The 24,936-nt window shown below is 63.7% G+C and carries 20 protein-coding genes and 2 pseudogenes; 21 read left to right on the top strand and 1 reads right to left on the bottom strand.

Features of this window, described 5'->3' with window-relative positions; translation table 11 throughout:
- Nucleotides 1–105: 105 nt before the first annotated feature.
- The 11 genes and pseudogenes from QLQ85_RS12625 (at nt 106) to QLQ85_RS12575 (ending at nt 13,062) form a co-directional block, all read left to right on the top strand.
- Nucleotides 106–702, top strand: coding sequence for a class I SAM-dependent methyltransferase (locus tag QLQ85_RS12625; RefSeq protein ID WP_282739313.1), 597 nt, complete (start codon nt 106–108; stop codon nt 700–702).
- Nucleotides 703–744: 42 nt separating this feature from the next.
- The gene (locus tag QLQ85_RS12620) at nt 745–1,947 is read left to right on the top strand and encodes a carboxylate--amine ligase (RefSeq protein WP_282739312.1); all 1,203 of its coding nucleotides are present in this window, start codon (nt 745–747) and stop codon (nt 1,945–1,947) included.
- Between the two features lies 1 nt (nt 1,948).
- Nucleotides 1,949–2,623, top strand: coding sequence for a sugar transferase (locus QLQ85_RS12615; protein WP_282739311.1), 675 nt, complete (start codon nt 1,949–1,951; stop codon nt 2,621–2,623).
- A gap of 46 nt (nt 2,624–2,669) precedes the next feature.
- Complete coding sequence (locus tag QLQ85_RS12610) at nt 2,670–3,833, top strand: DegT/DnrJ/EryC1/StrS family aminotransferase (protein ID WP_282739310.1); 1,164 nt, start codon at nt 2,670–2,672, stop codon at nt 3,831–3,833.
- A gap of 1,435 nt (nt 3,834–5,268) precedes the next feature.
- Nucleotides 5,269–5,970, top strand: coding sequence for an acyltransferase (locus QLQ85_RS12605; protein WP_282739309.1), 702 nt, complete (start codon nt 5,269–5,271; stop codon nt 5,968–5,970).
- A gap of 500 nt (nt 5,971–6,470) precedes the next feature.
- The gene (locus QLQ85_RS12600; protein WP_282739308.1) at nt 6,471–7,010 is read left to right on the top strand and encodes a ParB N-terminal domain-containing protein; all 540 of its coding nucleotides are present in this window, start codon (nt 6,471–6,473) and stop codon (nt 7,008–7,010) included.
- A 389-nt stretch (nt 7,011–7,399) separates the two neighbouring features.
- On the top strand, nt 7,400–9,157 hold the full coding sequence (locus tag QLQ85_RS12595) for a hypothetical protein (protein WP_282739307.1): 1,758 nt from the start codon (nt 7,400–7,402) through the stop codon (nt 9,155–9,157).
- Nucleotides 9,158–9,254: 97 nt separating this feature from the next.
- Nucleotides 9,255–9,612, top strand: a pseudogene (locus QLQ85_RS12590) (transposase); the annotation flags it as partial.
- Between the two features lie 124 nt (nt 9,613–9,736).
- On the top strand, nt 9,737–11,068 hold the full coding sequence (locus QLQ85_RS12585; protein ID WP_282739306.1) for a glycosyltransferase: 1,332 nt from the start codon (nt 9,737–9,739) through the stop codon (nt 11,066–11,068).
- Nucleotides 11,069–11,156: 88 nt separating this feature from the next.
- A pseudogene (locus QLQ85_RS12580) lies at nt 11,157–11,839 on the top strand (transposase).
- A 401-nt stretch (nt 11,840–12,240) separates the two neighbouring features.
- Nucleotides 12,241–13,062, top strand: coding sequence for an NAD-dependent epimerase/dehydratase family protein (locus QLQ85_RS12575; protein ID WP_407650388.1), 822 nt, complete (start codon nt 12,241–12,243; stop codon nt 13,060–13,062).
- A 124-nt stretch (nt 13,063–13,186) separates the two neighbouring features.
- Here the strand turns inward: QLQ85_RS12575 and QLQ85_RS12570 are convergent, their stop codons facing one another.
- Nucleotides 13,187–14,221, bottom strand: coding sequence for a LacI family DNA-binding transcriptional regulator (locus QLQ85_RS12570; RefSeq protein ID WP_282739304.1), 1,035 nt, complete (start codon nt 14,219–14,221; stop codon nt 13,187–13,189).
- A gap of 30 nt (nt 14,222–14,251) precedes the next feature.
- Here QLQ85_RS12570 and ltnD point away from each other — a divergent pair, with 30 nt between their 5' ends.
- The 10 genes from ltnD (at nt 14,252) to QLQ85_RS12520 (ending at nt 24,736) form a co-directional block, all read left to right on the top strand.
- A complete protein-coding gene (gene ltnD, locus QLQ85_RS12565; RefSeq protein WP_326521376.1) occupies nt 14,252–15,289 on the top strand; it encodes an L-threonate dehydrogenase in 1,038 nt (345 codons plus the stop codon).
- A gap of 2 nt (nt 15,290–15,291) precedes the next feature.
- The gene (otnK, locus tag QLQ85_RS12560) at nt 15,292–16,587 is read left to right on the top strand and encodes a 3-oxo-tetronate kinase (protein ID WP_282739302.1); all 1,296 of its coding nucleotides are present in this window, start codon (nt 15,292–15,294) and stop codon (nt 16,585–16,587) included.
- Nucleotides 16,584–17,231 (top strand): 3-oxo-tetronate 4-phosphate decarboxylase, encoded by a 648-nt coding sequence (gene otnC, locus QLQ85_RS12555; RefSeq protein WP_282739301.1) that lies wholly within the window; start codon nt 16,584–16,586, stop codon nt 17,229–17,231. Before otnK ends, otnC begins: the two co-directional genes overlap by 4 nt.
- A gap of 24 nt (nt 17,232–17,255) precedes the next feature.
- Nucleotides 17,256–18,098 carry a 2-oxo-tetronate isomerase gene (otnI, locus tag QLQ85_RS12550; RefSeq protein WP_282739300.1) on the top strand — a complete coding sequence of 281 codons (843 nt, stop codon included), beginning with the start codon at nt 17,256–17,258 and terminating at the stop codon, nt 18,096–18,098.
- Between the two features lie 239 nt (nt 18,099–18,337).
- Nucleotides 18,338–19,300 (top strand): D-erythronate dehydrogenase, encoded by a 963-nt coding sequence (gene denD, locus QLQ85_RS12545; RefSeq protein WP_282739299.1) that lies wholly within the window; start codon nt 18,338–18,340, stop codon nt 19,298–19,300.
- A gap of 62 nt (nt 19,301–19,362) precedes the next feature.
- Nucleotides 19,363–20,364: a TRAP transporter substrate-binding protein gene (locus QLQ85_RS12540; protein ID WP_282739298.1), complete on the top strand. Its 1,002-nt coding sequence runs from the start codon at nt 19,363–19,365 to the stop codon at nt 20,362–20,364.
- Nucleotides 20,365–20,424: 60 nt separating this feature from the next.
- Nucleotides 20,425–21,003 carry a TRAP transporter small permease gene (locus QLQ85_RS12535; protein WP_282739297.1) on the top strand — a complete coding sequence of 193 codons (579 nt, stop codon included), beginning with the start codon at nt 20,425–20,427 and terminating at the stop codon, nt 21,001–21,003.
- Complete coding sequence (locus QLQ85_RS12530; RefSeq protein WP_282739296.1) at nt 21,000–22,274, top strand: TRAP transporter large permease; 1,275 nt, start codon at nt 21,000–21,002, stop codon at nt 22,272–22,274. Before QLQ85_RS12535 ends, QLQ85_RS12530 begins: the two co-directional genes overlap by 4 nt.
- A 23-nt stretch (nt 22,275–22,297) precedes the next feature.
- Nucleotides 22,298–23,758: an aldehyde dehydrogenase family protein gene (locus QLQ85_RS12525; RefSeq protein WP_282739295.1), complete on the top strand. Its 1,461-nt coding sequence runs from the start codon at nt 22,298–22,300 to the stop codon at nt 23,756–23,758.
- A 99-nt stretch (nt 23,759–23,857) separates the two neighbouring features.
- Complete coding sequence (locus QLQ85_RS12520; protein WP_282739294.1) at nt 23,858–24,736, top strand: NAD(P)-dependent oxidoreductase; 879 nt, start codon at nt 23,858–23,860, stop codon at nt 24,734–24,736.
- Nucleotides 24,737–24,936: the final 200 nt, after the last annotated feature.

Below are 24,936 nucleotides of genomic sequence, written 5' to 3'. Positions count from 1 at the left end.
GCGTGTCGTTTCTTCCTATGCCCTTGTTCCTTCCTGATGAAGAGCTCACTCGTGTGTCCGGTCCGGTGGGGGTAATGCCATTTACGCTTTGTCTGAAAACAGAGGATGCTGACTTATTGGTATCAATTGTCCCTGATAAGTGAGCTCCAGCCTCTAACGCTTCTGGAGGTGGGGGTGGGCACGGGCTTGGTGACCGCCTACTTGAGACACACCGGTATCGCGGTCACTACCCTGGATATCAATCCCCGCCTGGAGCCTGACCATATCGGCTCGATTCTCGCGTTGCCCGAGTCGCTGGTGAACGAGGCATTCGACATGGTGCTCTGCTCGCGGGTCCTCCACCATATCGGGTTCGAGGACTTTGAGCTGGCGCTCTCCAACCTTGCGCGTCTGACAAGAAGGGACTGCCTGATCACCTTGCCTGTCGATGACTTCAGGCTGTACTTGATGTCGCGAGTGACATCGTCGGGTATCCATACCCGATCGATCCCCCTGCCGCTTTCGTTGAAGAGATTCTTGATGAAGCTAAAGGGTAATGGGGCAGGAGGCGGTATCTGGAAAGTGAACTCGAGCAGGGCAACGACACAGGACAAGATCGTCGAGGCCCTTTCCCGATACTTGCGGATAGTCAGGGTGTTTCGAATACCCGAAAACCAGTCGCACCTGGTGCTCGTGTTGCGCAAGAAAGACGACGAGGAATAGGTGTCTGCACGAAAATGCCGATCTGTAGTTCCAGGAGGTGTCATGCGTGACGAAGGGACGGTGTTGTTGACTCATGGCTGGTGTCGCAGCAGTTACTCGGCGCTGCGCGGGCTGGCGCACCAGGGGGTCAAGGTGGTGGTGGCCGATACCGCCTGGATCGGCATGTGCCAGACCTCTCGCCTGGCGCACGCGCGGGGTAGATATCGTTCGCCCTATGGGGATCCCGATGGTTTCGTGACGGATATCGTCGAGCTCTGCCAGCGTCATGAGGTCGGGCTGATCATTCCGGGGCATGAGGAGGGCGAGCTGCTGGTGCAGGCGCGTGAGGCGGGGCGACTGCCGTCCGATGTCGCCTTGCCGATGACGGATTCGGCGACCCTGGCACTCGTCAACGACAAGGACCGCATGAGCCGACTGGCCAGGGGCCTGGGTGTGGCGGTGGCGCTCATCGTCGAGTATGGCGTTCCGGCCGAGGCCGGGAGCGCCACCGATCCCGAGCGCTGGTACGTGGCCCGGGCCCGGCGCAGCAACAGCTCCAAGGGCGTGCGTTTCGCGCGTGGCGGCGATGCGCTGGTGCGCGCACTCGAACGGATGGTGACCGATTTCAGGCTTGACCCTGACCGGCTGCCGATCGTCCAGGAGCGCGTGTCCGGCGATGGCTGGGGCGTCTCCTGCCTTTACTGGCATGGCCGCAGGGTCGCTAGCTTCACACATCGACGACTCCAGGAGAAGGTCTTGACCGGGGGCACCAGCACCCTGCGCGTGAGTGCCGTCAACCCGGCCCTGGAAGTCGATGCCCACCGACTGCTGGAAGCGCTGGGCTGGCATGGCCTGGCGATGGTGGAGTTCAAGCATGACGCCGAGAGCGGCCGCCACCATTTCATCGAGGTCAACCCCCGGCTGTGGGGCTCCATCGGCTTGTCGTTGAGTTCGGGGGTCAACTTTCCCTGGCTGCTCTACCTTGCCGAGACCCGCGGGGCGGAGGTGGCCCGGGCGGCGCTCGGGCCGGTCAGGGTAGGAATGGTCGAGCGGTGGCTGGTGGGCGATGTGATCCGGCGCCTCGACCTGCTGCGCCGCGGCCAACTGGCGGGTGCGCTGCGACTGCGTGACGGGGCACGAGCCCATGCCTTCGACGATTTCAAGCTCGACGACCCCCTGGTCCTGTTCGGAGAAGCGTTCTACTACCTCGCAAAGGGGCTGAGGACTCGCAGCATGAATCCTCTCGAAGCCGGTATGGTGCGCTGAGATGGCCCTGTTCGAACGTCGCCTGGGCGAGCAGCCGACGGCATGGAACGCCGCGGGTCTGAGCCTTGGCCAGCGGAGCCTGAAGCGTGCCTTCGACCTGATCCTGGCGCTGCTGTTGCTGGTGCCGCTGCTGCCGGTGATCCTGATGGGGGCCTGGGTCGCGGCCCGGGATACCGGGACCTCCGGCTTCTTTATCCAGGAGCGCATCGGACGGGGTGGAAGGCCGTTTCGGGTGGTCAAGTTGCGGACCATGCACTCGGAAGGCGGTTCCACCGTGACCACCCTGGGTGACCCACGCATCACCCCGCTCGGGCGCCGGTTGCGGCACTGGAAAGTCGACGAACTGCCGCAGCTGTTCAACGTGCTGGTTGGCCAGATGAGCTTCGTCGGGCCTCGCCCGGACGTGCCTGGGTTTGCCGATGTCCTGAGCGGAGAGGAGCGGGTGATCCTCTCGGTACGCCCCGGGATCACCGGGCCGGCGACGCTGAAGTACCGGGACGAGGAGCTGCTGCTGGCCGGAGAGGAAGACCCGGAGCGCTACAATCGCGAGGTGATCTTTCCCGACAAGGTGCGTTTGAACTGTGAGTACGTCATGCACTGGTCGTTTGCCGGGGATCTGCGCTACCTGTGGCGCACGGTCTTTCCCACGGGCCATCGCCGAGATCATGGCTCCTGACGAGCCGATACCTACCCAGGCCCGCGTGCGGAGGAGGGTGACGAGTATGGAAGGTTGGCCATGTTTCGAGCAGGACGAGTTGGAGGCGGTGAACCGGGTGTTGTGCTCCGGGCGGGTGAACTACTGGAACGGTGAGGAGGGGCAGTGCTTCGAGCGGGAATTCTGCGAGTTCCATGACATGCCCCATGCCATCGCCTTGGCCAATGGGACCCTGGCCTTGGAGCTGGCCCTGCACGCCCTGGGCGTCGGCCCCGGCGACGAGGTGGTGGTGACGCCGCGCAGCTTCATCGCCTCGGTATCCTGCGTGGTGGCCCGGGGTGCCAGGCCGGTGTTCGCCGATGTGGACCCGGATTCCGGAAACCTGACCGCCGAGAGCGTCGGGGTGGTGATCACGCCGCGAACCCGGGCGATCATCGCCGTACACCTCGCTGGCTGGCCCTGCGACCTGGATGCCCTGCGCAACCTGGCCGACCGGCATGGCCTGTGGCTGATCGAGGATTGCGCCCAGGCCCATGGGGCGAGCTGGCGCGGTCGGCGCGTGGGGAGTGTCGGTGATGCGGCGGCGTTCTCGTTCTGTACCGACAAGATCATCTCCACCGGTGGCGAGGGGGGCATGCTACTGCTGCGTGATGAAAAGGCCTGGGAGCGTGCCTGGAGCTATAAGGATCATGGCAAGGCTTGGCACGAGGTGCAGGTCGATCATCCGCCAGGATTTCGCTGGCTGCATACCAGTTTCGGTACCAACTGGCGCCTCACCGAGATGCAGGCCGCCATCGGTCGTCTGCAGTTGCGCAAGTTGCCGGGGTGGTTGGACCGGCGCCGGGAGAATGCCGCCGTGCTGAGCGAGCGTCTCGGTGCCCTGCCGGGGTTGCGCTGGCCGCTGCCGCCGGCCGGGGCGGAACACGCCTGCTACAAGGCCTATGCCTTCGTCGAGCCCGAGTCGCTGCGCTCGGGCTGGAGCCGTAATGCCATCGTCGAGACCATTCAGGCCCGAGGAGTGGGCTGTCTGCACGGGGGCTGCAGCGAGATCTACCTGGAGCGAGCCTTCGACGGCACCGACTACCGACCCGCCGACCGGCTGCCGGTGGCCCGGCGGCTGGGCGAGACCAGCCTGATGTTTCTGGTTGATCATACCCGTACGCCCGAGGTCATGCGCCGGGTGGCGGATGTGGTAGAAGCCGTGATGCGGGAGGCGGTCTGGACCCGATGAGCACTACGCGTTTCATGTGCGTCGGCTGAACGGGTTCGGGATGCCTGTTGCTGCGAATGTGTTGGGGTGAGGAAGCGGAGAAATCTCTATGCAGATCCAGTTCTAGTCATATGGCGATTTAAGCAGGGATATAGCAAGGGATTTCGGAAATTTATCGGTGACTGGGACTTGGTCGTCGGCATCCCCAGGAGTGGTATGGTACCCGCTTACATGATTGCGCTTACATGATTGCGCTTGCATTGAATGTGAATTGCATGGATATCTCGTCCTGGGTGAGAAACTATTCATTGATATGTAGTCACAAGCAGAACTGACTTCCTGAAATCGTGTTCACTTGCGTTAGGCGCGTGTACACAGCTAGTACCTATTGGCTTCGGAGAACGCCATATACAGACTCCCGGGCGGTAGCGTGGGAAAAGTCGAGTTATTTAGAAATGGTTCATGATATATGATGTCAACTCTCATTCAGCGATATGAGATAGGGATGGCAAGATGTCACGTCTACGCAGGCGAAACGGAATAATGGCCATAATGTTGATGGCTGTGCGATGATACCTCGCCATAATCAATTATCTCCCATATGGAGTATTTTCTGCCTCGCTTGAGACGTGGGGCCAAGGCGTCAGGCGACAACTTCGACCCGTTCTACAGCCCGGCTCTCAGGCGGGAATGTCGCGGCCAACTCCAGTGCCCGGCTTTCTGACTAGTCGAGGCTGATGTCTGCAATGGGCTGGTAGAACTTTCTGCATCGTAAGCTCGGGATACATGGTAGGTTGTTGTCGTGTAACGAGTATGTACCTTTAGCAGGATTCAAGTAATGAAAGGGAAAATGACCCGCGCAGTCGGACGGATGGCCAATCGTTTTGTACAGCCGCTAGGCTTTAGTATCCAGCGGAGGAGGCCGCGGGAGAGAGATATAAGTGTGTCTCCAATATTTATTGATCCCCTAGAAACACTCTTTTATTATGAGGGCAGGGATGGCGGCACTCGGTGCAGAAAAAATACTTGCCTAACACCGCTGCCATTCGAAGATCATTCGCCCGGAACACGTTGATTACTGGCCTCAGGTGCGGTGGGGACGTTGTGAGCGGGAAATTGCGCTTCAGTATTTAACCATCACTTTGATTTTGATTCCCGGGCATGGGCGAAAAAACGGGGATTGCTTTGAGAATACCTAGTGCAGTATGGGCCGGGCGAGTGGAGGGTATAAGGGATGATGGATATATACTGCGGCGCCAGGCAACCAGTTCGTTGGATTTTGTATTGCTATTGTTGATGTGTCCATTGCCAGTGCTGGAAGGTCGATCCTAATTTTTGGACTTCTGACTAGAAGTCGAGTGAACAAGCCACGTCGTCTGAATAAAAAGCTCCTTCTACTTTGTGTCATTCATAACATTCCTAACGCACGCAACGCCAATATTAAGAGAGGACAATCATGCTGCGACGCGCAAAACGCGCTGTGCTGGCAAGTCTGCATAGAGTGTTGAAAGTGGTGCGGCGCTCTCCGGAGAAGGCGGATCTACCTGCATTCAATGCTTGCGGCGTAGGCGTTTCATTTGAATCACCCCGAAAAGTCCTTAACCCTCAATGTATGTCAGTGGGTGACCATGTCAAAATTGGTCCTTATTGCCAGATCGCAGCAATTACAGAATACCCTGGCCCCTGGCTTCGTCTGCCAGATGAGAAGGTCGAACTGCAACGCTTCGAGCCCATAATACACATTGGAGACCGTGTGACTGCCACTAGTAGTCTACATATATACTCTCAACACAGTGTATTGATTGAAGATGGTGTAGGTTTCGGGCCCAACGTGTTCATTAATGACGCATCTCACGGTCATGAATGCGTCGACGTTCCATTTATGTGGCAACCTCTTCAGGATATTGCAGCGGTGTCTATAGGAAGAGGTTGTTGGATTGCAGCAAATGTCGTGATAATGCCTGGTGTGCATATTGGGGAGCAGTCAATTATCGGCGCGAATAGTGTCGTTGCGGAAAGTATTCCTCCTTATTGCATTGCAGCGGGAGCGCCCGCAAAAGTCATTAAACGATGGAATGTTGAGGCGCAGAGATGGGAAAAAGTCGCGCATTCCTCGGACCAGGCCGATCAGGGTCCGGCGCCATCACCATCCGCATAATCTGCAGTAAAAGAGTAGGTTCAGGGATTTGAGCGATTCGAAGTGCCTGCTTTTATCCTCAAGCACGGAGAGCGCCGCATTACCGAACAAGACTATGGCCTACGGTGTACTAAGAGGAGGGAGGTGGAAGCAATATGAGAGAAATTTGGATGGCCGTTGCGCACCGAAACTTGATGTCAGCCTCTCGCCGTCTCCTACAGCAAGGAAAGCAGGGGGCCCTCAAGATGCTAGGCGGACATGCGGCCCGGACTCCCATCCCGCCGCCGGTGCAGCCCGACTACCTGACTGCTGTATATAACTGCCGCCTGTCGGAGGCTATCTTCACTTGCCCGATTGACCGCTGCGTCAACTTGTATGGTTTCCCGTACGGGCCAGGCGGTTGGCATCCCTTTGTGGCGCTGCTGAAGAGTATGTGTGACGGCGAGGACGATGCCTACGAAGGATCGGTGCTCGAACGGTACTATGCACGATGGCAGCCGAAGAATGCGGGAGAGGCTCTGATGAGTGATCAAACGCCGCCGGACACGCTGCGAGAATTGCCGGCATGGGCCGCCTACCCGCCTTGGGTGAGGGGATCCCAACGGTCCATTATAGCGATGAAGCGAAGAGCTCTCGAAAGGGAAAATAGGATCGGAGGCGTTCATGGACTACCGCTCGAGGTCGGCTTTGCCGGGTGCGGGCCTGTTGCTGACGAAAAGGGCCAACTAGAGTACCGCCGGCTGGTGGATTTATACCGCTCCATCGATGAGGTCGGTTACGAGCGAGGCCAAGGTGACATAACAGGCGTGGTTCTCCGTCGGGGCCCGGATTACCGCGTGGTGGTAAAGGGTGGAAACCATCGCTTGGCTGCGCTGTCGATGCTGGGGTGGCGGACTGCACCGATCCGGCTCGCGCAGCTCGAGGTCGTTGATGCCGATCATGTGGATGCCTGGCCGCAGGTAAGAGACGGGATTTGGGACCGCGAGAGTGCGCTCCGGTATTTCAATCGCCTGTTCGATCTCGATTCGAGATCATGGGCGGTAGAGCGTAGATTGCTGTGATATAGCGCGCCAGGAGCATGCCATACGGTGCTATGTCGGGCCAAAGAACGAGCAAGCTCGTTTTCTTAACTAATTGGGGCGTAAGCCAAATGCGAGATGCTGATATGGACACGAAAACGGATAGTATCGCTGCATCGGAGTGCGCAACGATTATAGAGGTTCGCGCCCTACCGAGCAGGGTTGTTTCGTACGACGTTTTCGACACCTTAGTGACGCGTCTGGTAGGAGCCCCTTCTGCCGTTTTTCTACTGCTCGGAAGGCGACTCTGCGCCAGTGGGCTTATAGGATGCACTCCCGCTGCATTTGCAGAGCATCGTAGGGAGGCAGAGCGCCGAGCAAGACGGATAGCTTATCCGTGTGATGTAACTCTGGAGACGATCTATCGCGAGTTGAGCGTTGCTCTTGAGATGTCGGAGAGAGAGGCCGAGGCACTGGCTGATTCTGAGCGTGCGCTTGAGACCGAGTTGATCCGCGCGATTCCTGAAATGTACGATCATGTAAAGCATGCACGCACACGCGGCGATCGGATAGTATTTCTGTCAGACATGTATCTGAGTTCAGAGTTTATCCACGCGCGGTTGGCTGAGCTGGGGTTGTTTCGAAAAGGAGATTCCTGCTACGTATCATGTGAGACGGAGAGGTCCAAGCGACACGGCGATTCTTTCCGAGATATGGCTATGCGTGAGTCGGTATCGCTGGGAATGATATCCCATGTCGGTGACAACTACAGAGCGGATGTATTGGCAGCGCGAAAGGCTGGGGTCCGTACGGAATATTTTGAACATGCGCACCTGAATAGGTACGAGAAGATTCTGGAGACATACTCCGCCGCTACTGATGGCCTGACGTCGGTGATGGCGGGTGCATCTCGCATGACCCGGCTTTCTGTAGATGCACCGTCTCCGGTACAGGCTGCGCTTAGGGACGTATCAGCCGGCGTTATCGCGCCGGTACTTGCCGGATATGTTTTGTGGATTCTGCGACGCGCTAAGCGCCTGGGTTTGCGTAGATTGTACTTCGTTTCCCGAGATGGGCAGATACTGCTCGACATCGCACGGCGTATGTCGCAAAAAATTGCAGGGTTAGACATAGAGTTAAGATACTTCTACGGTAGCCGCCAGGCGATACAGATCGCAGATCTACGTGCAATTGATGATGCAGCACTAGCATGGATCCTGCGGAGAACGGGAGAACGCTCCGTCCGAAGCTATCTGGCGAGAGTCGCTCTCACCCCGGAGGATATACGCGCCTCACTATTAGAGGTTGGACTTAACGAGCGCGACTGGAGTATGCCCCTTTCAGAGAAATCGCACAAGATGCTGAGCGACGTGCTCATGCGGGGAGCTCCGGCCGAAATGATTCTCCAGCGAGCCTCGGATACCAGGCGCTTGTTGATCCGATACGCGCAGCAAGAGGGTATGCTGGATGCTGGCGAGTGGGGGCTTGTCGATACATGTGGGAGGGGGCAGATGCTGAATACGCTTTCTCATGTAGCAGTCGAGAAAGGAGCCGTGGCGCCTAAAGCATTCTACTTTCAATTAATGCATGGGGGGGAACAGGTCGAGAGCTATTGTCAGCGTGAGGTCTATTTTTGTGATGAAAAACGTCAGTGTGGATACATCAAAGTTATTCCGGACCTGACGTGCATAATCGAAATAGCATGCAGCGGAGATCATGGTCTGGTTCAGGGCTACTCAGAAACGGAAGGGAAGATAGTGCCGGTCCTGAAGGCCGAAAAGAATACTGCTGCCATTGATGCAGGGCTGCCGTTGCTAAGGCGATCATGTGCAACCTTCGTCGATAGTCTCTTTCTGGACCCGAAGGCCGTTCACCTTGGGGCGGACTCACGAGCCGCTAGTGCAGAGTTGATCACAAAATTCTGGTACACTCCAGGGCGATGGGAGGCTAGGGCTTGGGGTGCGATGCCGGTGGAGACAGATCATGCAGGACTGTCTGTCAGACCCCTCGCTCGCCCATTTACGGCGCGCGATGTGATATTGGCGATTTTCCTTCTGCGCCTTCCTTCCGATGGCCGTTTATGGCCCCAGGGTGGCTTTGCGGCTAGTTTGTACAGTTATACATTGATCATAAGAATTGGAGCTAGGCTGGGTCGCAGCCTGAAGGCTATGTTTCGGCGATGGTCATGACTGCTGATTGAGTCTCGCGACGATCCGTTTCTTGTGGTGGAAAGATGCAGTCTCCCCGGAAAATTCTGGCAGATGGCATTTTGAGCGCTTCGCTTTCTGCAATGGGTCCAAACGCGTTGAGCTCGATGATCAATGCCCACCAGCGACAGCGGCACCTTACTGCTGCGTGAAGCCCTCGATAGCAGCGGCGTGATCGACGCGCTTGAGGACTATCTGGTCGACTGGCGCGACCCGATCGCGTCCGCCACTCGTTGGCCAGTTAACTCCGCACCGTGGTGTTGCAGCGAGCCATGGGCTAGATCAATCTCAGTGATACCAACACGCTGCGGCGAGAACCGATCTGGCAACTGGCCTGTAGCGACGCGCGGGGTACGACGACATTGGCGCTGGACCGACCATCTCAAGCTACGCTGTCTCGGTTGCTGAGGTGCCTGGGTCGCGACGACAACATTGAAGAAGCGAGCCAATGTTGCCGCAACCTGACATAAGGGGCCAAATCGAAGCCCTGATGAATAAGCCGGGATCAAACGAGTGATGTATTGCTCGGAATCATCGCAAAAATACACTAACCGATAGGCTTTGATTCAACTCACGATGGGGTATTGCGCTTTGTCAGATATAAAACCAAATGTGGCAGTGCTTGCCAGCAGGTTCCCCGAGCTCTCCGAAACCTTTGTGATGCAGCACGTCGTCGGACTTTATGAAAGTGGCGTAGATGTCAAAGTGCTTGCAAATAAAGGAGATGATGCTGCTTGGAGTAGCTTGGGTGAGCACGCTTCTTGGATCAGAGAGCGTGTTTGGCATTATCGCATGCCTCATTCTAAGGGACGGCGTATCAGTGGTGCTCTTAGCAAGATAATGATGCATGCGAGACGTGGGGATTGGGCATATCTGCGGTCCTTTGATGGTTTGGCTTATGGGATCAAAGCCCTAAGTCTTCACCTACCCTATGTCCTTGATCAGGCGCAAGCTATGGGACCGGTCGATATCTTGCACTGCCATTTCGGACCTAACGGTGTCCTCGGAGCGCACCTGAAACGGCTCGGATTCTGTCGGCGGCTTGTGGTGACCTTCCACGGTATGGACGTTTCCAGAGTGCTCCATCAAGCAGGGAGGCATCATCCGTACCGTGCACTGTTTGAACATGCTGATCGCATCCTGCCCATCAGCCGCCGATGGGAGAAAAAGTTGATTGAGCTGGGGGCGCCGGCAAATCGAGTCCAGATCCACCGCGTGGGTATCGATGTAGATCGCTTCAGGTATAAGGAGCGGCAGTCTAATGATGGAAGCCTCCATCTCGCCACCACTGCACGCTTCACGGAAAAGAAGGGGCTGCCATACGCTATCGAGGCGGTGGCCCATCTTCGGCGCATTAGGCCGGACATATTATTGAAGTATGACATTATCGGCGGCGGGGAGGAGTGGGACGGCATCACCCAACTAGTCGATCGCCTTGACGTAGGCCATATCGTTACGCTTCACGGGGCCCAGCCGCACCACGTGGTAGAGAAAATGCTCGCGCAGGCAGATGTATTCATGCTTCCGAGTGTCACCGCTTCGAACGGAGATCAGGAAGGTATTCCGGTCTCTTTGATGGAGGCCATGGCCACCGGGATGCCGGTCCTCAGTACCTGGCATAGCGGTATCCCGGAACTGGTAGAGGACGGAGTGGCTGGCTTTCTCGTTCCTGAGCGGGATCCTGAAATGCTGGCGGACCGCATCGCCTATCTGGCTGATCATCCTGAAAAGTGGGGAGAAATGGGACATCGCGGACGTATAAAGGTGGAGCAGCAGTATAACATTCTCAGACAGAACGATTTACTTTTGGCGTTATACCATGAGCTCTTGGCCAATCACGAATGTTCGCCGAGCTCGGGGCTGGGCTGCATCGGTAATCATTCGGCTCGCTAGCCCGGATATTGCACCGGGCTGGCCAGAAGCTCCCAGATTCCGGGTTCGGTGGACGCTCTGACTCTCAGAGATTGGAATTGGCTGTTTTATGAGCAATTCGATGCGCCACGGGCGCACTTCCCCCTACCTGGATGTCGCCCACCACGCCGGTGCCATCCTCGCCCTGCTGGTCCGGCGGCTGCGTCAGGCGTGGCCCGATGTGAAGATCGTATTCCGTGGTGACAGCGGTTTCTGCCGCCCGCTGATCCTCAACTGGTGCGACCGCCATGATGTTGATTACATCATCGGCATCGCCGGCAACAAGCGTCTGGCCAAGCTGGCCCTGGACATCGACTACGCGTCAGCCATCCGCTTCGAGAAGACCTGGGAGAAGCAGCGCGTCTTCGGCTTCATCAAGTACGCCGCCGGCAGCTGGAAGAAACGCCGACGACAGGTGATCGTCAAATCCGAAACTTCGGGAGTATGGTCCTCGTCACGACGCTGTGCTCCTCCAAGCAGGCGCCACGTCAGCAGATACAGACACTCTACAAGGAGCGCTGGCAGATAGAACTGAGCTTCCGGGATATCAAGACGACGCTGGGTATGGAGGTGCTGCGCTGCAAGACTCCCGATATGGTCGAAAAAGAAGCCTGCGTGTATCTGCTGGCATACAACATGATACGCAGGATGATGACCCATTCCGGGATATGGGCGGGCACGTTGCCCAAATATGTGAGTTCCTTAATTCAAGCACATCCTGCAGTTTTTCTGGAGATAGCGGGTCGTCCATGACTGATGGCAGAACCGTTTCACGATGTGATGACGCTCACCACAGCGATTCAAGTGGGCCAGCGGCCGGATCGGCTGGAGCCAAGGGCCATCCAACGGCGGCCCAGGCCCCACCGGTTATTGAAAACGCATCGCCACCAAGCTCGTGAGGAAATCCAACTATACGGACATCCGAAAAAGCTTAAGTAAGTGCCATTTGGGTCAGATCCCCCGGGGCCTCCGGTAAACGGCGTCGAGGCTGACCCCGGGAGCCTCTTCAAGACGACAATGCCGCGGTTCATCCCGCGGCATTGTCGTTTCTGCACGCCGGGCATGATGCAAACCAATCGCCGGATCAGTGGAATTGGTCCTGCAGGCTGCGGCCACGAGAGTTACCTTCGAACACATTCCGTTTCAGTTGGAGCGTGTCCGATGACCATCCTCGTGACCGGTGGGGGGCGGGCTATATCGGCTCGCATGCCGTGCTGGAAGTGTTGCAGGCTGGCCATCGTGTGGTGGTGCTCGACAACCTGTGCAACGGCTCGCTGCTGGCGCTGCATCGGGTGGAGGCGCTCACCGGCCAGGCGGTGACCTTCGTGCAAGGGGATGTCCGCGACCGGGCGCTGCTCGATGCGCTATTTGCCAAGCATGCCATCTCTTCGGTCGTGCACTTCGCCGGCCTCAAGGCGGTGGGTGAGAGCATCGACAAGCCGCTGGCCTACTACGAGAGCAACGTCTACGGCACGCTGGTGCTGTGCCAGGCCATGGCGGCGGCGGGCGTGTACCGGCTGGTGTTCAGCTCTTCGGCCACCGTTTACGGAGTGGAGGCCCCGGTGCCCTATGTCGAGACCCTACCCCGCGGCACCACCTCGAACCCCTATGTCAGTTCCAAGGCCATGGTCGAGACGATGCTCGAGGATCTCCAGGCTGCCGATCCGCGCTGGTCGATGGTGCTACTGCGCTATTTCAATCCCATCGGCGCGCATCCATCCGGGGTGATCGGCGAGGACCCCCAGGGCATTCCCAATAACCTGATGCCCTATATCAGCCAGGTGGCCGTGGGGCGGCAGGCCGAGCTGGAAGCGGTGGCAGGGGGGGGGAAGCGGCATTCGCCGGTAAAGACCTGTCAGTCGCGGGGCCACAGTCGTCACCCCCATTCCCGCCGGGAGCGAGCTGGTGGCCACGAAAACCGGCAACCGGGTGCGTCCCGACGGCACCATGACCTATCCCTACGCCATGCCGACTAACATCCTGCTTACCCGTAACGGTCGCGAGGAGCGCCTGTTGCTCTATGCCATGCTGCATCAGGTGCGACGCCCCGGCGTGCTTCCAAGCCGCGGCGTCGTGCGTTATGGGATCAGGTGCTCTGGCTCAAGTGCTCTCGCCCTCGAGCAGGGTGAAGCCGACGTCGTGCTGGCGCCGGCGTACCGCCTTGCCGTCGAGCCGCCGGAGCACCTCCTCGGCGGCCAGCCGGCCGATGGTGTGGCGAGGCGAGCGGATGGTGGTCAGCCGCGGGGTAACGTGCTGGCCCAGGGAAAGGCCGTTGAAGCCGGCGATGGCGATTCGCTCGGGCACGCCCAGGCCGAGGCGCTGGGCGTGGAGCAGGGCGCCGGCGGCGAGGTCGTCGTTGGCGAAGTGGATGGCGGTGATGCCGGGGTGGTGCTCCAGGGCGAGCTCCAGCCCTCGGGCGCCGCCGTCGAGCCCGCCCGGCCGGCCGATGTCGAGGCAGGGGGCATCCAGGTCATGGCCGGCGAGCACTTCGCGGTGGCCCTCGTAGCGCAGCTCGGCGCGGTAGTCGGCGGCCATGCCCGCGCCGACAAAGGCGATGGCGCGGTGGCCGCGGTCGAGCAGGTGGCGGGCCATGCAGCGCCCGGCGTCGCGGTGGTCGAGGCCGACGTTGAGGTCCATCGCCTCGCCCAGCTCCATCACCTCCATGATCGGGTGCTCCCAGCCCTCGAGCAGGGTGCGGCAGGGGGCGCTGTGGCACAGCCCGGCGGTCACCAGCGCCGAACAGGACCAGCCGAAGAAGGTGCGGATCAGCTGGTATTCGCGCTGCAGGTCGTAGTCGGTGTTGCCGAGCAGGATCTGGTAGCCGCGCGCCTCGAAGGTCTCCTGCAGCCCGTTGATCACCTCGATGAAGACGGCATTGGCCAATGACGGCACGATCACCGCGATGAAGCGGGAGCTGGCGGAGGCGAGGCTGCCGGCCACCAGGTTGGGCACATAGCCGAGCTGCTCCACGGCCTGCAGCACTCGGGCACGGGCGGCCTCGCTGACCCGTTCGGGGGTGTTCAGCGCACGTGAGGCGGTGATGGAGGAAACTCCCGCCGCTTCGGCGACCTCCTTCAGGGTCGGCTGGGCCGAGCCACGACGGCGCCGCGTCCTTGTGTTGGGTTGGTTAGACATTGGTCTCATCCTTGCACACTGGGCTTGCTGATGGGAAGTCTCTCGTTTAGAACTATGTTAGCGCTAACATGGCAGCGCTACCATCACGAATCATTGGACACGACGTATCACAGAGCATCGGGAGATCGACAGGTGAGCGACATTTCCGCAAGCACGCCTCGCATCGGGGTCATCGGTCTAGGGGCCATGGGCAGGGGCACGGCCACCGCGCTGCTCGAGCAGGGACTGGCGGTGACGGGCTGTGATGTGTCCGCCCAGGCGCGCAACGCCTTCGAGGCCGAGGGGGGGCGCTGTGCCGCCACCCCGGCGGAACTGGCTGCGCACTGCGACATCGTGCTCCTGGTGGTCGTGAATGCCGATCAGGTCGAGCAGGTCCTGTTCGGTGACCATGGCCTGGTGGGCGCCCTCGCGCCGGGCCGCGTGGTACTGCAGTGCGCCACCGTGGCGCCCAGCACCGCGCGCCGGTTCGGCCAGCGGCTGGCCGCGGCAGGGCTCGAGATGCTCGATGCACCGATCAGCGGCGGGGCCGCCAAGGCGCGGGCCGGGCAGCTATCGGTGATGGCCTCGGGCGCCCCCGCGGCCTTCGACAAGGCCGCCCCGGCCCTCGACGGCATGGCCGCCACCGTCTATCGCCTGGGTGACGAGGCCGGCATCGGCTCGAGCATGAAGCTCGTCAACCAGCTGCTGGCCGGGGTGCATATCGCCACCGCGGCGGAAGCCATGGCGCTGGGCATCCGCATGGGGCTGGATCCGGACACCGTCTATGAGGTGATCACCCATTCGGCGGGCAACTCCTGGATGTTCGAGAACCGGGTGCCGCACATCCTCAAGGGCGACTACACGCCGCTGTCCGCCGTCGACATCTTCGTCAAGGACCTCAACATCGTCCACGACACCGGCCGCGAGCTGGCCATGCCGACCCCGGTGACCGCCAGTGCCCTGCAGCAGTTCACCGCGGCCAAGGGCGCCGGCTTCGGTCGCGAGGACGACGCGGCCGTGATCAAGGTCTACCAGCGGCTGTCGGGCATCGCCCTGCCCGAGGCGGCCAACGACGACGGTGAGGCCTGACCATGGGGATCGTGCTCGGCGCCATCGCCGATGACTTCACCGGGGCCACCGACCTCGCCAACAACCTGGTGCGCAGCGGCATGCGCTGCGTGCAGGTCATCGGCGTCCCGGAGCAGCCGCTGGCGCTGGTCGATGTCGATGCGGTGGTGGTGGCGCTGAAGTCCCGCTCCTGCCCCACGTCGCAGGCCGTCGAGGACTCCCTCGCCGCCCTCGACTGGCTGCAGGGGCAGGGAGCCCGTCAGTGCTTCTTCAAGTACTGCTCGACCTTCGACTCCACCGATGCCGGGAATATCGGCCCGGTCAGCGATGCCTTGCTGGAGCGGTTGCGGGCAAGCCAGACGGTGATGGTGCCGGCGTTCCCGGTCAACGGGCGCACCGTCTACCAGGGCCATCTCTTCGTCGGCGACCGGCTGCTCAGCGACAGCGGCATGCAGCACCACCCGCTCAATCCCATGCGCGATGCCGACCTGGTGCGGGTGCTGACGCGCCAGACCCCCCACCCGGTGGGGCTGGCGGCGCGAGCGGTGCTGGCCCGTGGCGGTGCGGCGACCCGCCAGCATCTCAACGCGCTGGCGGAGCAGGGGGTGCGCCATGTGATCTGCGACACCCTGGACGAAGCGGATCTCGAGGTGCTGGCCGAGGCGGTGGTGGACATGCCGCTGGTCACCGGCGGCTCCGGCCTGGGCCAGGCGCTGCCCGCGCAGTACCGCCGCCGTGGCTGGCTGGCCGAAGTGGCCGAGCCCGGCCGCCTGGCGCCGGCCTCGGGCCGCGCCCTGGTGCTGTCGGGCAGCTGTTCCCGGGCGACCCTCGGCCAGGTGCGGCACTTCCTCGAGCGTCACCCCGGCTTCGCCCTGGACCCGCTGGCGCTGGCCGAAGGCGACGATCACCTGGCGGCGGCCCTGGCCTTCGCCCGGGAGCGGCTCGGCGCCGGCGGACCGGTGCTGGTCTACGCTTCCGCCGACCCGCGGCGGGTCGAGGCGGCCCAGGCGACGCTGGGCGTCGCGCGGGCCGGACGCCTGGTCGAGCAGGCGCTGGGGCAACTGGCCACCATCCTGGTGGAGGAGGGCGTGGGGCGGCTGGTGGTGGCCGGCGGCGAGAGCTCCGGGGCGGTGGTCTCGGCGCTCGGCATCCGCCAGCTGCGCATCGGCGAGCAGATCGACCCCGGCGTGCCCTGGACCCAGACGCCGCTGTCGGGGCGAGCGGCGCCGCTGTCGCTGGCGCTCAAGTCCGGCAACTTCGGCGGCGAGGACTTCTTCACCCGGGCCTTCGCGGTGCTGCCAACGGAGGAGACGCCATGAGCGTGCATGACGAGAACGCCCTGCGCGAACAGATCGCGACCCTGGGCCAGTCGCTGTTCGACCGCGGCCTGACCATGGGCTCCAGCGGCAACATCAGCGTGCGCACCGGCGACGGCGGCTGGCTGATGACGCCGACCAATGCCTGCCTGGGGCGGCTCGATCCGGCGCGCATCTCGCGCCTCGACCGCGACGGGCGACTGCTCGATGGCGACAAGCCGACCAAGGAGAGCTTCCTGCACACGGCGATGTACGAGCAGCGGCCGCAGTCCGGGGCGATCGTGCACCTGCACTCGACACACTCCGTCGCCGTCTCCTGCCTGCCCGAGGTCGACCCCTGCGACTGCATCCCGCCGCTGACCGCCTACTATGTGATGCGCGTGGGCCGGCTGCCGCTGGTGCCCTACCACGTGCCCGGTGACCCGAGCCTCGGCGATGCGGTGCGCGGCCTGGCCGGCCAGCACAGCGCCGTGCTGCTGGCCAACCACGGCCCGGTGGTGGCCGGCAAGTCGCTCGAGGCGGCGGTCTACGCCACCGAGGAGCTCGAGGAGACCGCCAGGCTCTACCTGCTCTTGCGCGGCCAGAACCCGCGCGCCCTGACCCCCGAGCAGGTCGCCGAACTCGAGGCGCGTTTCCCGCGCGACTGATCCCCATTCGAACAGGACCCGACGATGATTCGACTGGCCGCCAACCTCAGCATGCTGTTCACCGAGCATGACTTCCTCGATCGCTTCGCTGCCGCCGCCGATGCCGGCTTCCGCGGGGTGGAGTACCTGTTTCCCTACGCCCATGCCCCCGAGACCCTGCGGGCGGCGCTGGATGATGCCGGCCTCGAGCAGGTGCTGTTTAACCTGCCGCCGGGGGACTGGGAGGCGGGCGAGCGAGGGCTCGCCAGCCTGCCGGGCCGCGAGGCCGAGTTCCGTGACGCGACGATCGAGGCGCTGCGCTATGCCGAGGCGCTCGACTGCCCGCGGGTCCATGCCATGGCCGGGCTGCTGCCCGCGGGGGCCGATGCCGAGACCCTCGCGGCGCATCAGGCCACCTACCTGAACAACCTGCGCTTCGCCACCGCCGAGGCGGCGAAGGCGGGACGCGAGGTGCTGATCGAGCCGATCAACACCCGCGACATGCCGCGCTACTTCCTCTCCCGCCAGGCGCACGCCATGGCGGTGCTGGAGGCGGTGGGCGCCGACAACCTGCGGCTGCAGTTCGACCTCTATCACTGCCAGCTCATGGAAGGCGACCTGATCCAGCACCTGGAGCGGCAGTTCGCGCGGATCGGCCATGTGCAGGTCGCCGGGGTGCCGGGACGCCATGAGCCGGATGTCGGCGAGGTTCACTACCCGGCCATCCTCGAGCGCCTGGCGGCGCTGGGCTACGACGGCTGGGTGGGCTGCGAGTATCGCCCGGCCGGCGGCACCCGCCAGGGGCTCGGCTGGGGCCGGGCGTATGGGCTAAGGGCCGAGGAGGAGGAGGGCACCCAGGGAGGGAGTCCTTCCCCCTCGGGGGTCTGACCCCCCGGGACGTCGAGGTCGGCGAGGGAGCCGATGTCGCCGGTTTCGGTCGGGAACGGGGTCAGACCCCAAGGCGGCCGCCGCCAGGGGTGGAGTCCTTCCCCCTCGGGGGTCTGACCCCCGGGACGCGGGGTCGGTGAGGGGGCGGTGTTGCCGGTTTCGGTCGGGAGCGGGGTCAGACCCCATGGGCGGCGTCGGCACACAGCAACGCAGCAACGACAACAGGAAGCGAGACCACCATGCATATCGTCATCACCGGCGCGGCCGGCTTTCTCGGCCAGCGCCTCGTCAACCAACTCCTCGACCGCGGGAAACTCAATGGCGTCGCGATCCGCCGCCTGACCCTGGTCGACCAGGCCGAGCCACCCGCCATCGACAGGGAGGGCGTCGAGGTGGTGTCCCTGGCGCTGGACATCACCGCCCCGGGCGCGCTGGACCCGGTACTGGAGGCCCGGCCCGATGTCATCTATCACCTGGCGGCGGTGGTCAGCTCGGCGGCGGAGGCGGACCTCGACCTGGGCATGGCCGTCAACTTCGACGCCACCCGCGCCCTGCTCGAGGGCTGTCGTGCCCACGGGCTCGCCGAGACCCGGCTGGTCATGGCCAGCTCCGTGGCGGCCTATGGCGGCGAGCTGCCGGCGGTGCTCGACGACATGGCCGCGATGCACCCCCAGAACTCCTATGGCGCCCAGAAGGCCATGAGTGAGCTGCTGGTCAACGACTACAGTCGCCGCGGCCTCGTCGATGGCCTGGTGCTGCGCCTGCCGACCATCGTCATTCGCCCCGGTCGCCCCAATGCCGCGGCCTCGAGCTTCGCTTCCAGCATCCTGCGCGAACCGCTCACCGGCGAGGAGGCCGTCTGCCCGGTACCCACCGACCTGGAGCTGTTCGTGATGTCGCCGACCAAGGTGGTCGATGCCCTGATCCATGGCGCCGAGGTGCCGGGCGAGGCCCTGGGGCCCTTCCGTGCCTTCATGCTGCCGGGCATCACAGTCAGCGTCGCCGAGATGCTAGAGGCGCTGCGCGAGGTAGCCGGCGACGAGGCGCTGGCCCGTGTCCGTCATGAGCCCGATGCGCGCATCGAGGCCATCGTCGGCAGCTGGCCGGCGCGATTCACCAATGAACGAGCCCGCCAGCTGGGCTTCCAGAGCGACAAGGACTTCCGCGAGATCGTCGAGGCCTTCCTGGACGAACGTGCCTGATCCCGGGCCGACGCACCCCGGGGTTCTTCCCAAGCGTGTCAATGCCAACTGAGGTGACAACAATGAAAGCCACTTTCGCCCGCCGTACCCTGGCCACGGCCATCACCGGTGCCACGACCGCCGCACTCGCCATGACGGCCCTCAATGCCCAGGCCGCCACCGAGGTCACCCTCGGCCACACCCTGTCGGACAGCTCCCACTACTCGGTGGGTGCGGACGCCTTCAAGGAGACCCTGGAGCGGCTGTCCGACGGCGAGTTCATCGTCAACGAGCACGCCTCCGGTTCCCTGGGCGGCGAGCGCGCCATGATCGAGGGCCTGCAGATCGGGACCGTGGACGTGGTGATCACCTCCACCGGCCCGCTGGGCAACTTCGTGCCCGAGACCTACGTGCTCGACCTGCCGTTCCTGTTCGAGGATTACGGCCAGGCGCGCTGCGTGCTCGATGGCGAGGTCGGCCAGGACCTGCTCGACAAGATGGGCGAGCATGAGCTGGTCGGCCTGGCCTGGTCCGAGAATGGCTTTCGCCACCTGACCAACAGCCAGCGCGAGGTGAACTCCCCCGAAGATGCCAAGGGGCTGAAGGTGCGCACCATGGAGAACCAGGTGCACCAGGAGGCCTTCCGCCAGCTGGGCGCGAGTCCCACCCCGATGGCCTTCCCGGAGCTTTTCACGGCTCTGCAGCAGGGCACCGTGGATGGCCAGGAGAACCCCATCACGGTGATCGTGGCCACCAACTTCTGGGAAGTGCAGGACCATCTCTCGCTGACCGGCCACGTCTACTCGCCGGCCGCCGTGCTGGGCTCGCCGATCCTGCTGGACGGGCTGAGCGACGAGCAGCGCGAGTGGTTCAGCGAGGCCGCCCGCGCCTCCGCCGAGGCCACCCGCGGGGAAGTGTCCCGCCTGGAGGAGGAGGGCATCGAGCTGCTGCGCGAGAAGGGCATGACCGTCAAGACCGACGTCGACACGGCACCCTTCCAGCAGGCCGTCGAGCCCGCCTACCAGATCTATACCGAGCAGTACGGCAGCGAGATGCTCGACCGTATCCGCGCCAGCAGCTGCTGAACCTCCGACCCGGCATCCGGCCGTCCGGCCGGGTGCCCCACCACCACAAAGGATGTCCCGATGGTATCCCGGTTTCTCCGCCTGGAAGACCTGACGACCCGGCTGGCCATGACGATCGCCCTGGCGATGCTGGTCGTGTCGGTCACGCTGGGCTTCTATCAGGTGCTGACCCGTTTCATCTTCAACGCCCCTTCGACCTGGTCGGAGGTGCTGTCCCGCACCACCATGATCTGGTGTGTCTTCATGGGGGCGGCCGCGACCTTCCGCGGTGGCTACATGATGGCGGTCGAGCTGATCTACAAGCTGGTGCCCCGGCGTGGGCTGCTGGCCCTGGAGTTCGCCGTCGGCGCCTGCTGCCTGCTGGTGCTGGGCGTGCTGGTGGTCTACGGCGCCCAGATGACACTGCGCGTCAGCGGCCAGACCCTCTCGGCGCTGCAGGTGTCGATGTCCTGGGCCTATGCGGCGATCCCCGTGGGCAGTGCCTTCGCCATGCTGGCGGTGATCGCGCGGCTGGCCGCCCAGGCGCTGGGCCAGGAGCAACTCGGCCCCGAGAACAGTGACGTCACCCCCGATGGCGAGGCCCAGCCGATGCGGCAGGGCGACGCCGTTTTCACCGATGAGCCGGGAGGCCGCCCATGAACCTCGTCATCGGCCTCTCGCTGATCATCCTCTTCGCGGTGGGCGTGCCCATCGCCATCTCGATCATGCTGGCCTCGATCATCGGCATCGAGTTCTTCTCGCGCCTGCCGCTGCTGATGGTGCCCCAGCAGGTGTTCATCGGCATCGACCACTTCCCGCTGATGGCCATTCCCTTCTTCATCCTCGCCGGTAACCTGATGGCCGCCGGGGGCATCTCGGCGCGGCTGGTGGACCTCGCCAAGTCCATCGTCGGTGGCCTGCAGGGTGGCCTGGCGATGACCTGCGTGCTGACCTGCATGATGTTCGCCGCGGTGTCGGGCTCCAGCGTGGCCACCACCTTCGCCATCGGCGCCATCCTGATCCCGGCGATGGTCAACCACGGCTACCCTCGGCCGCTGGCCGCCTCGATCCAGGCCTCCTCGGCGGAGCTCGGCGTGCTGATCCCGCCGTCGATCCCGCTGATCCTGTTCGGGGTCAGCACCGACACCTCGATCGGCCAGCTGTTCATCGCCGGCATCGGGCCCGGGGTGCTGGTCGCCGGGGCCTTGCTGCTGTTCCTCTACCTGTTCTGCAAGGTGCGCGGTTACGGCCTGCAGGACCGTGAGGATCGGACGCAGTTTACCGTCGCCTTCCGGCGCGCCTGGGCCGCCATGCTGATGCCGGTAGTGGTGATCGGCGGCATCTACGGCGGCGTCTTCACCCCCACCGAGGCCTCGGCGGTGGCGGTCTTCTACGCCCTGGCGGTGGGCGGGCTGCTCTACCGCGAGCTGCGGCTCGTCGACCTGGGGCCGATCCTGCGCCAGAGCGTGATCTCCACCGCGGCGGTGATGCTGATCATCGCCGCCGCGGCGCTGTTCAGCTTCCTGATCAGCCGCTCCGGCCTGCCCAGGGAGATCGCCGCCTGGGTCACTGCGGTGTTCGATAGTCCCTGGGCCTTCCTGCTGGCCGTCAACGGCCTGCTGCTGGTGGTGGGGATGTTCATCGAGACGTCGGCGGCGATCCTGGTGCTGGCACCGATCCTCACGCCCATCGCCATGCAGTTCGGTATCCAGCCGGTGCACTTCGGACTCGTGATGGTGGTCAATCTGGCCCTGGGGATGATAACGCCCCCGCTGGGCGTCAATCTCTTCGCCGCCTGTGCGGTGGCCAAGATCTCCATCGATCAGATGCTCCCCTGGCTGTTTCGCTTCGTGCTGGTGATCCTGGCCTGTCTGATGGCGATCACCTATATGCCCTGGATCTCGCTGGGGCTGGTCGACCTGCTCTACTGATGACAACGACAAGGAGAGACGCCATGCAGCCCCTACCCGAGATGCCGCCGAGCCTGGCACTGATCGGCGGCGAGTGGGTCGCGACCCAGGCGACCCTGGAGGTGGAGGCCCCGGCCCGCGGGGAGCCCATCACCCGCATCGCCCGCTGCCGGCCCGAGGAGGTCGATGCCGCCGTCGGCGCCGCCGGCCGGGCCTTTACCGGCCGGCTCGGCAACTGGGCGAACTGGCCCGCGCGCCGACGCAGCGAGTGGCTGCTGGCCTTCGCCGCGGCCATCGAGGCCGACCGCGACCGGCTGGCGGCGCTGGAGTGCGCCGACACCGGCAAGCCGATGACCCAGGCCCGCAGCGACATTGCCGCCTGCGCCCGCTACTTCCGCTTCTATGGTGGGGCGGCGGACAAGCTGCACGGCGAGACCCTTCCCTTCGACAACGACTTCGCGGTGATGACCCTGCGCGAGCCCTACGGGGTCTGCGCCCAGATCATTCCCTGGAACTACCCGGCGCAGATCTTCGGCCGCTGCGTGGCGGCGGCGCTGGCGGCCGGCAACAGCGTGGTGCTCAAGCCGGCCGAGGACGCCTGCCTGAGCGTGCTGCGCCTGGCCGAGCTGGCCGTGGAGCATGGCCTGCCGCCCGGCGTGCTCAACGTGGTGCCGGGCCTGGGCAGCGAAGCGGGGGCGGCGCTGGCGGCGCACCCGGGGATCCAGCATCTCTCCTTCACCGGCTCGCCCGAGACCGGCACCCGGGTCGCCCGGGCGGCGGCGGAGCACCATGTGCCGGTGACCATGGAACTGGGCGGCAAGTCGCCCCAGCTGCTGTTCGCCGATGCCGACCTGGACACGGCCCTGGAGGCGGTGGTGCGCGGCATCATCCAGAACGCCGGCCAGACCTGCTCCGCGGGTAGCCGCCTGCTGGTGCAGCGTGACTGCGCCGAAGTGGTGCTGGCGCGGCTCGCCGAGCGCTTCTCGGCGCTGCGCTGCGATGCCGGCGAGGCCGACGCCGACTGCGGCCCGCTGATCAATGCCCGCCAGAAGGCGCAGCTCGAGGCGCGGCTGGCACGGGCCCGGGCCGATGGCATCCGGGTGGCGGCCCGGGGCCGGCTGGCCGACACGGCGCCCGCCGGCGGGCACTTCGTGGTGCCGCGGGTGCTGGCCGATATCCCCGCCGGCCACGAGGTGCTGCACGAGGAGCTGTTCGGCCCGGTGCTGGCGGTGCAGGTCTTCGCCGACGAGGCCGAGGCCCTGGCGCTGGCGAATGCCACCGACTTCGGCCTGTGTGCCGGGATCTGGACCCGTGACGGGGGACGGCAGCTGCGCCTGGCCAAGGGCATCCGCAGTGGCCAGGTGTTCGTCAACAACTACGGCGCCGCCGGTGGCATCGAGCTGCCCTTCGGCGGGGTCGGCCGTTCCGGCCACGGCCGCGAGAAGGGCTTCGAGGGGCTGAGAGGTTATACCCGTATCAAGACGGTGGCGATTCGCCACGGTTGAGCGGCGAGGAGCCGGCAGCCGATTTATACCGTTATCTTGCATGGTTCGAATCCTGTAGCGATGCCTCGCGTGTCGCTACCCTGATAGGGGAGTCATACGATGAGCCAATCCCGCCGTGTCGGCATGATCGGCGTGGGCCTGATGGGCCACGGTATCGCCCGCAACATCCTGAGTGACGGCCACCGGCTCTGTTTCCTGGACCACCCCGGCAACCAGCCGGTGGCGGACCTGCTGGCCACCGGTGCCGTGTCGAAGGCCTCGGGGCGCGAGGTGGCCGAGGGTGCCGAGGTGATCATCCTCTGCGTGACCGGTTCGCCCCAGGTCGAGGCGGTGCTGTTCGAGCCCGGCGGCGTGCTGGAGGGGCTGGTCGAGGGCAGCGTGGTAGTCGACTGCTCCACGGCGCTGCCGAGCTCGACAGAACGGGTTGCCGAGCGGGTCGCCGCTGCCGGCGGGCGCTTTATGGATGCGGCCATGACCCGCACCCCGAAGGAGGCCGCCGAGGGGCGTCTCAACCTGATCGTGGGAGCCCCGGCGGCGCTGTTCGCCGAGACGCGGCCACTGCTCGAGAGCTTCGCCGAGACCATCACCCACGCCGGGGCGGTGGGCGCCGGGCATACCCTGAAGCTGTTGCACAACTATGTGTCGCTGGGCTTCTCGGCGGTGCTGGCCGAGGCGACGGCGGCCTCGCGGCGCGCCGGCATCGACGACGGTGCGCTGCTGGAGGTGCTGGGCAAGGGCGGCGGCGGCGGCGTGGTATTCGAGCGGATGCGCCCCTTCATCGAGGCCGGTGATCCCTCCGGCTTCCGCTTCAGCGTGGCCAATGCCAGCAAGGACATCGGCTACTACCATGCCATGACCGACGAGCTCGGCGTGGCGCGCGGCGTGGCCGGCGCGGTGCGCGAGCTCTACGCGGGCATCGAGGACCAGGCGCTGGCGGTACCCGAGGTCATCCGCGTGCTGGAGCGGAGGGGGCGTTGAGGCGCCAATCTCCTACCCGATGGTGCAATGACCACCCTGTAGGAGCTCAGCTCCGCTGGGCGATTGCGTCGCGAAGCGGCGCCAGGCGGTTGTCTGCGGCGTTGGCGGCCATCACCGGGGCGCCTGCGGCGCCAATCGCTCGGCAGAGCCAAGCTCCTACAGCGCAGGAACCAGCCCCCCTGTAGGAGCCCAGCTCCGCT

The sequence above is a fragment of the Halomonas kalidii genome, assembly GCF_030010475.1.
In the GTDB taxonomy this organism is placed as follows: domain Bacteria; phylum Pseudomonadota; class Gammaproteobacteria; order Pseudomonadales; family Halomonadaceae; genus Halomonas; species Halomonas heilongjiangensis.
This window is presented reverse-complemented; position numbering and strand designations above follow the sequence as displayed.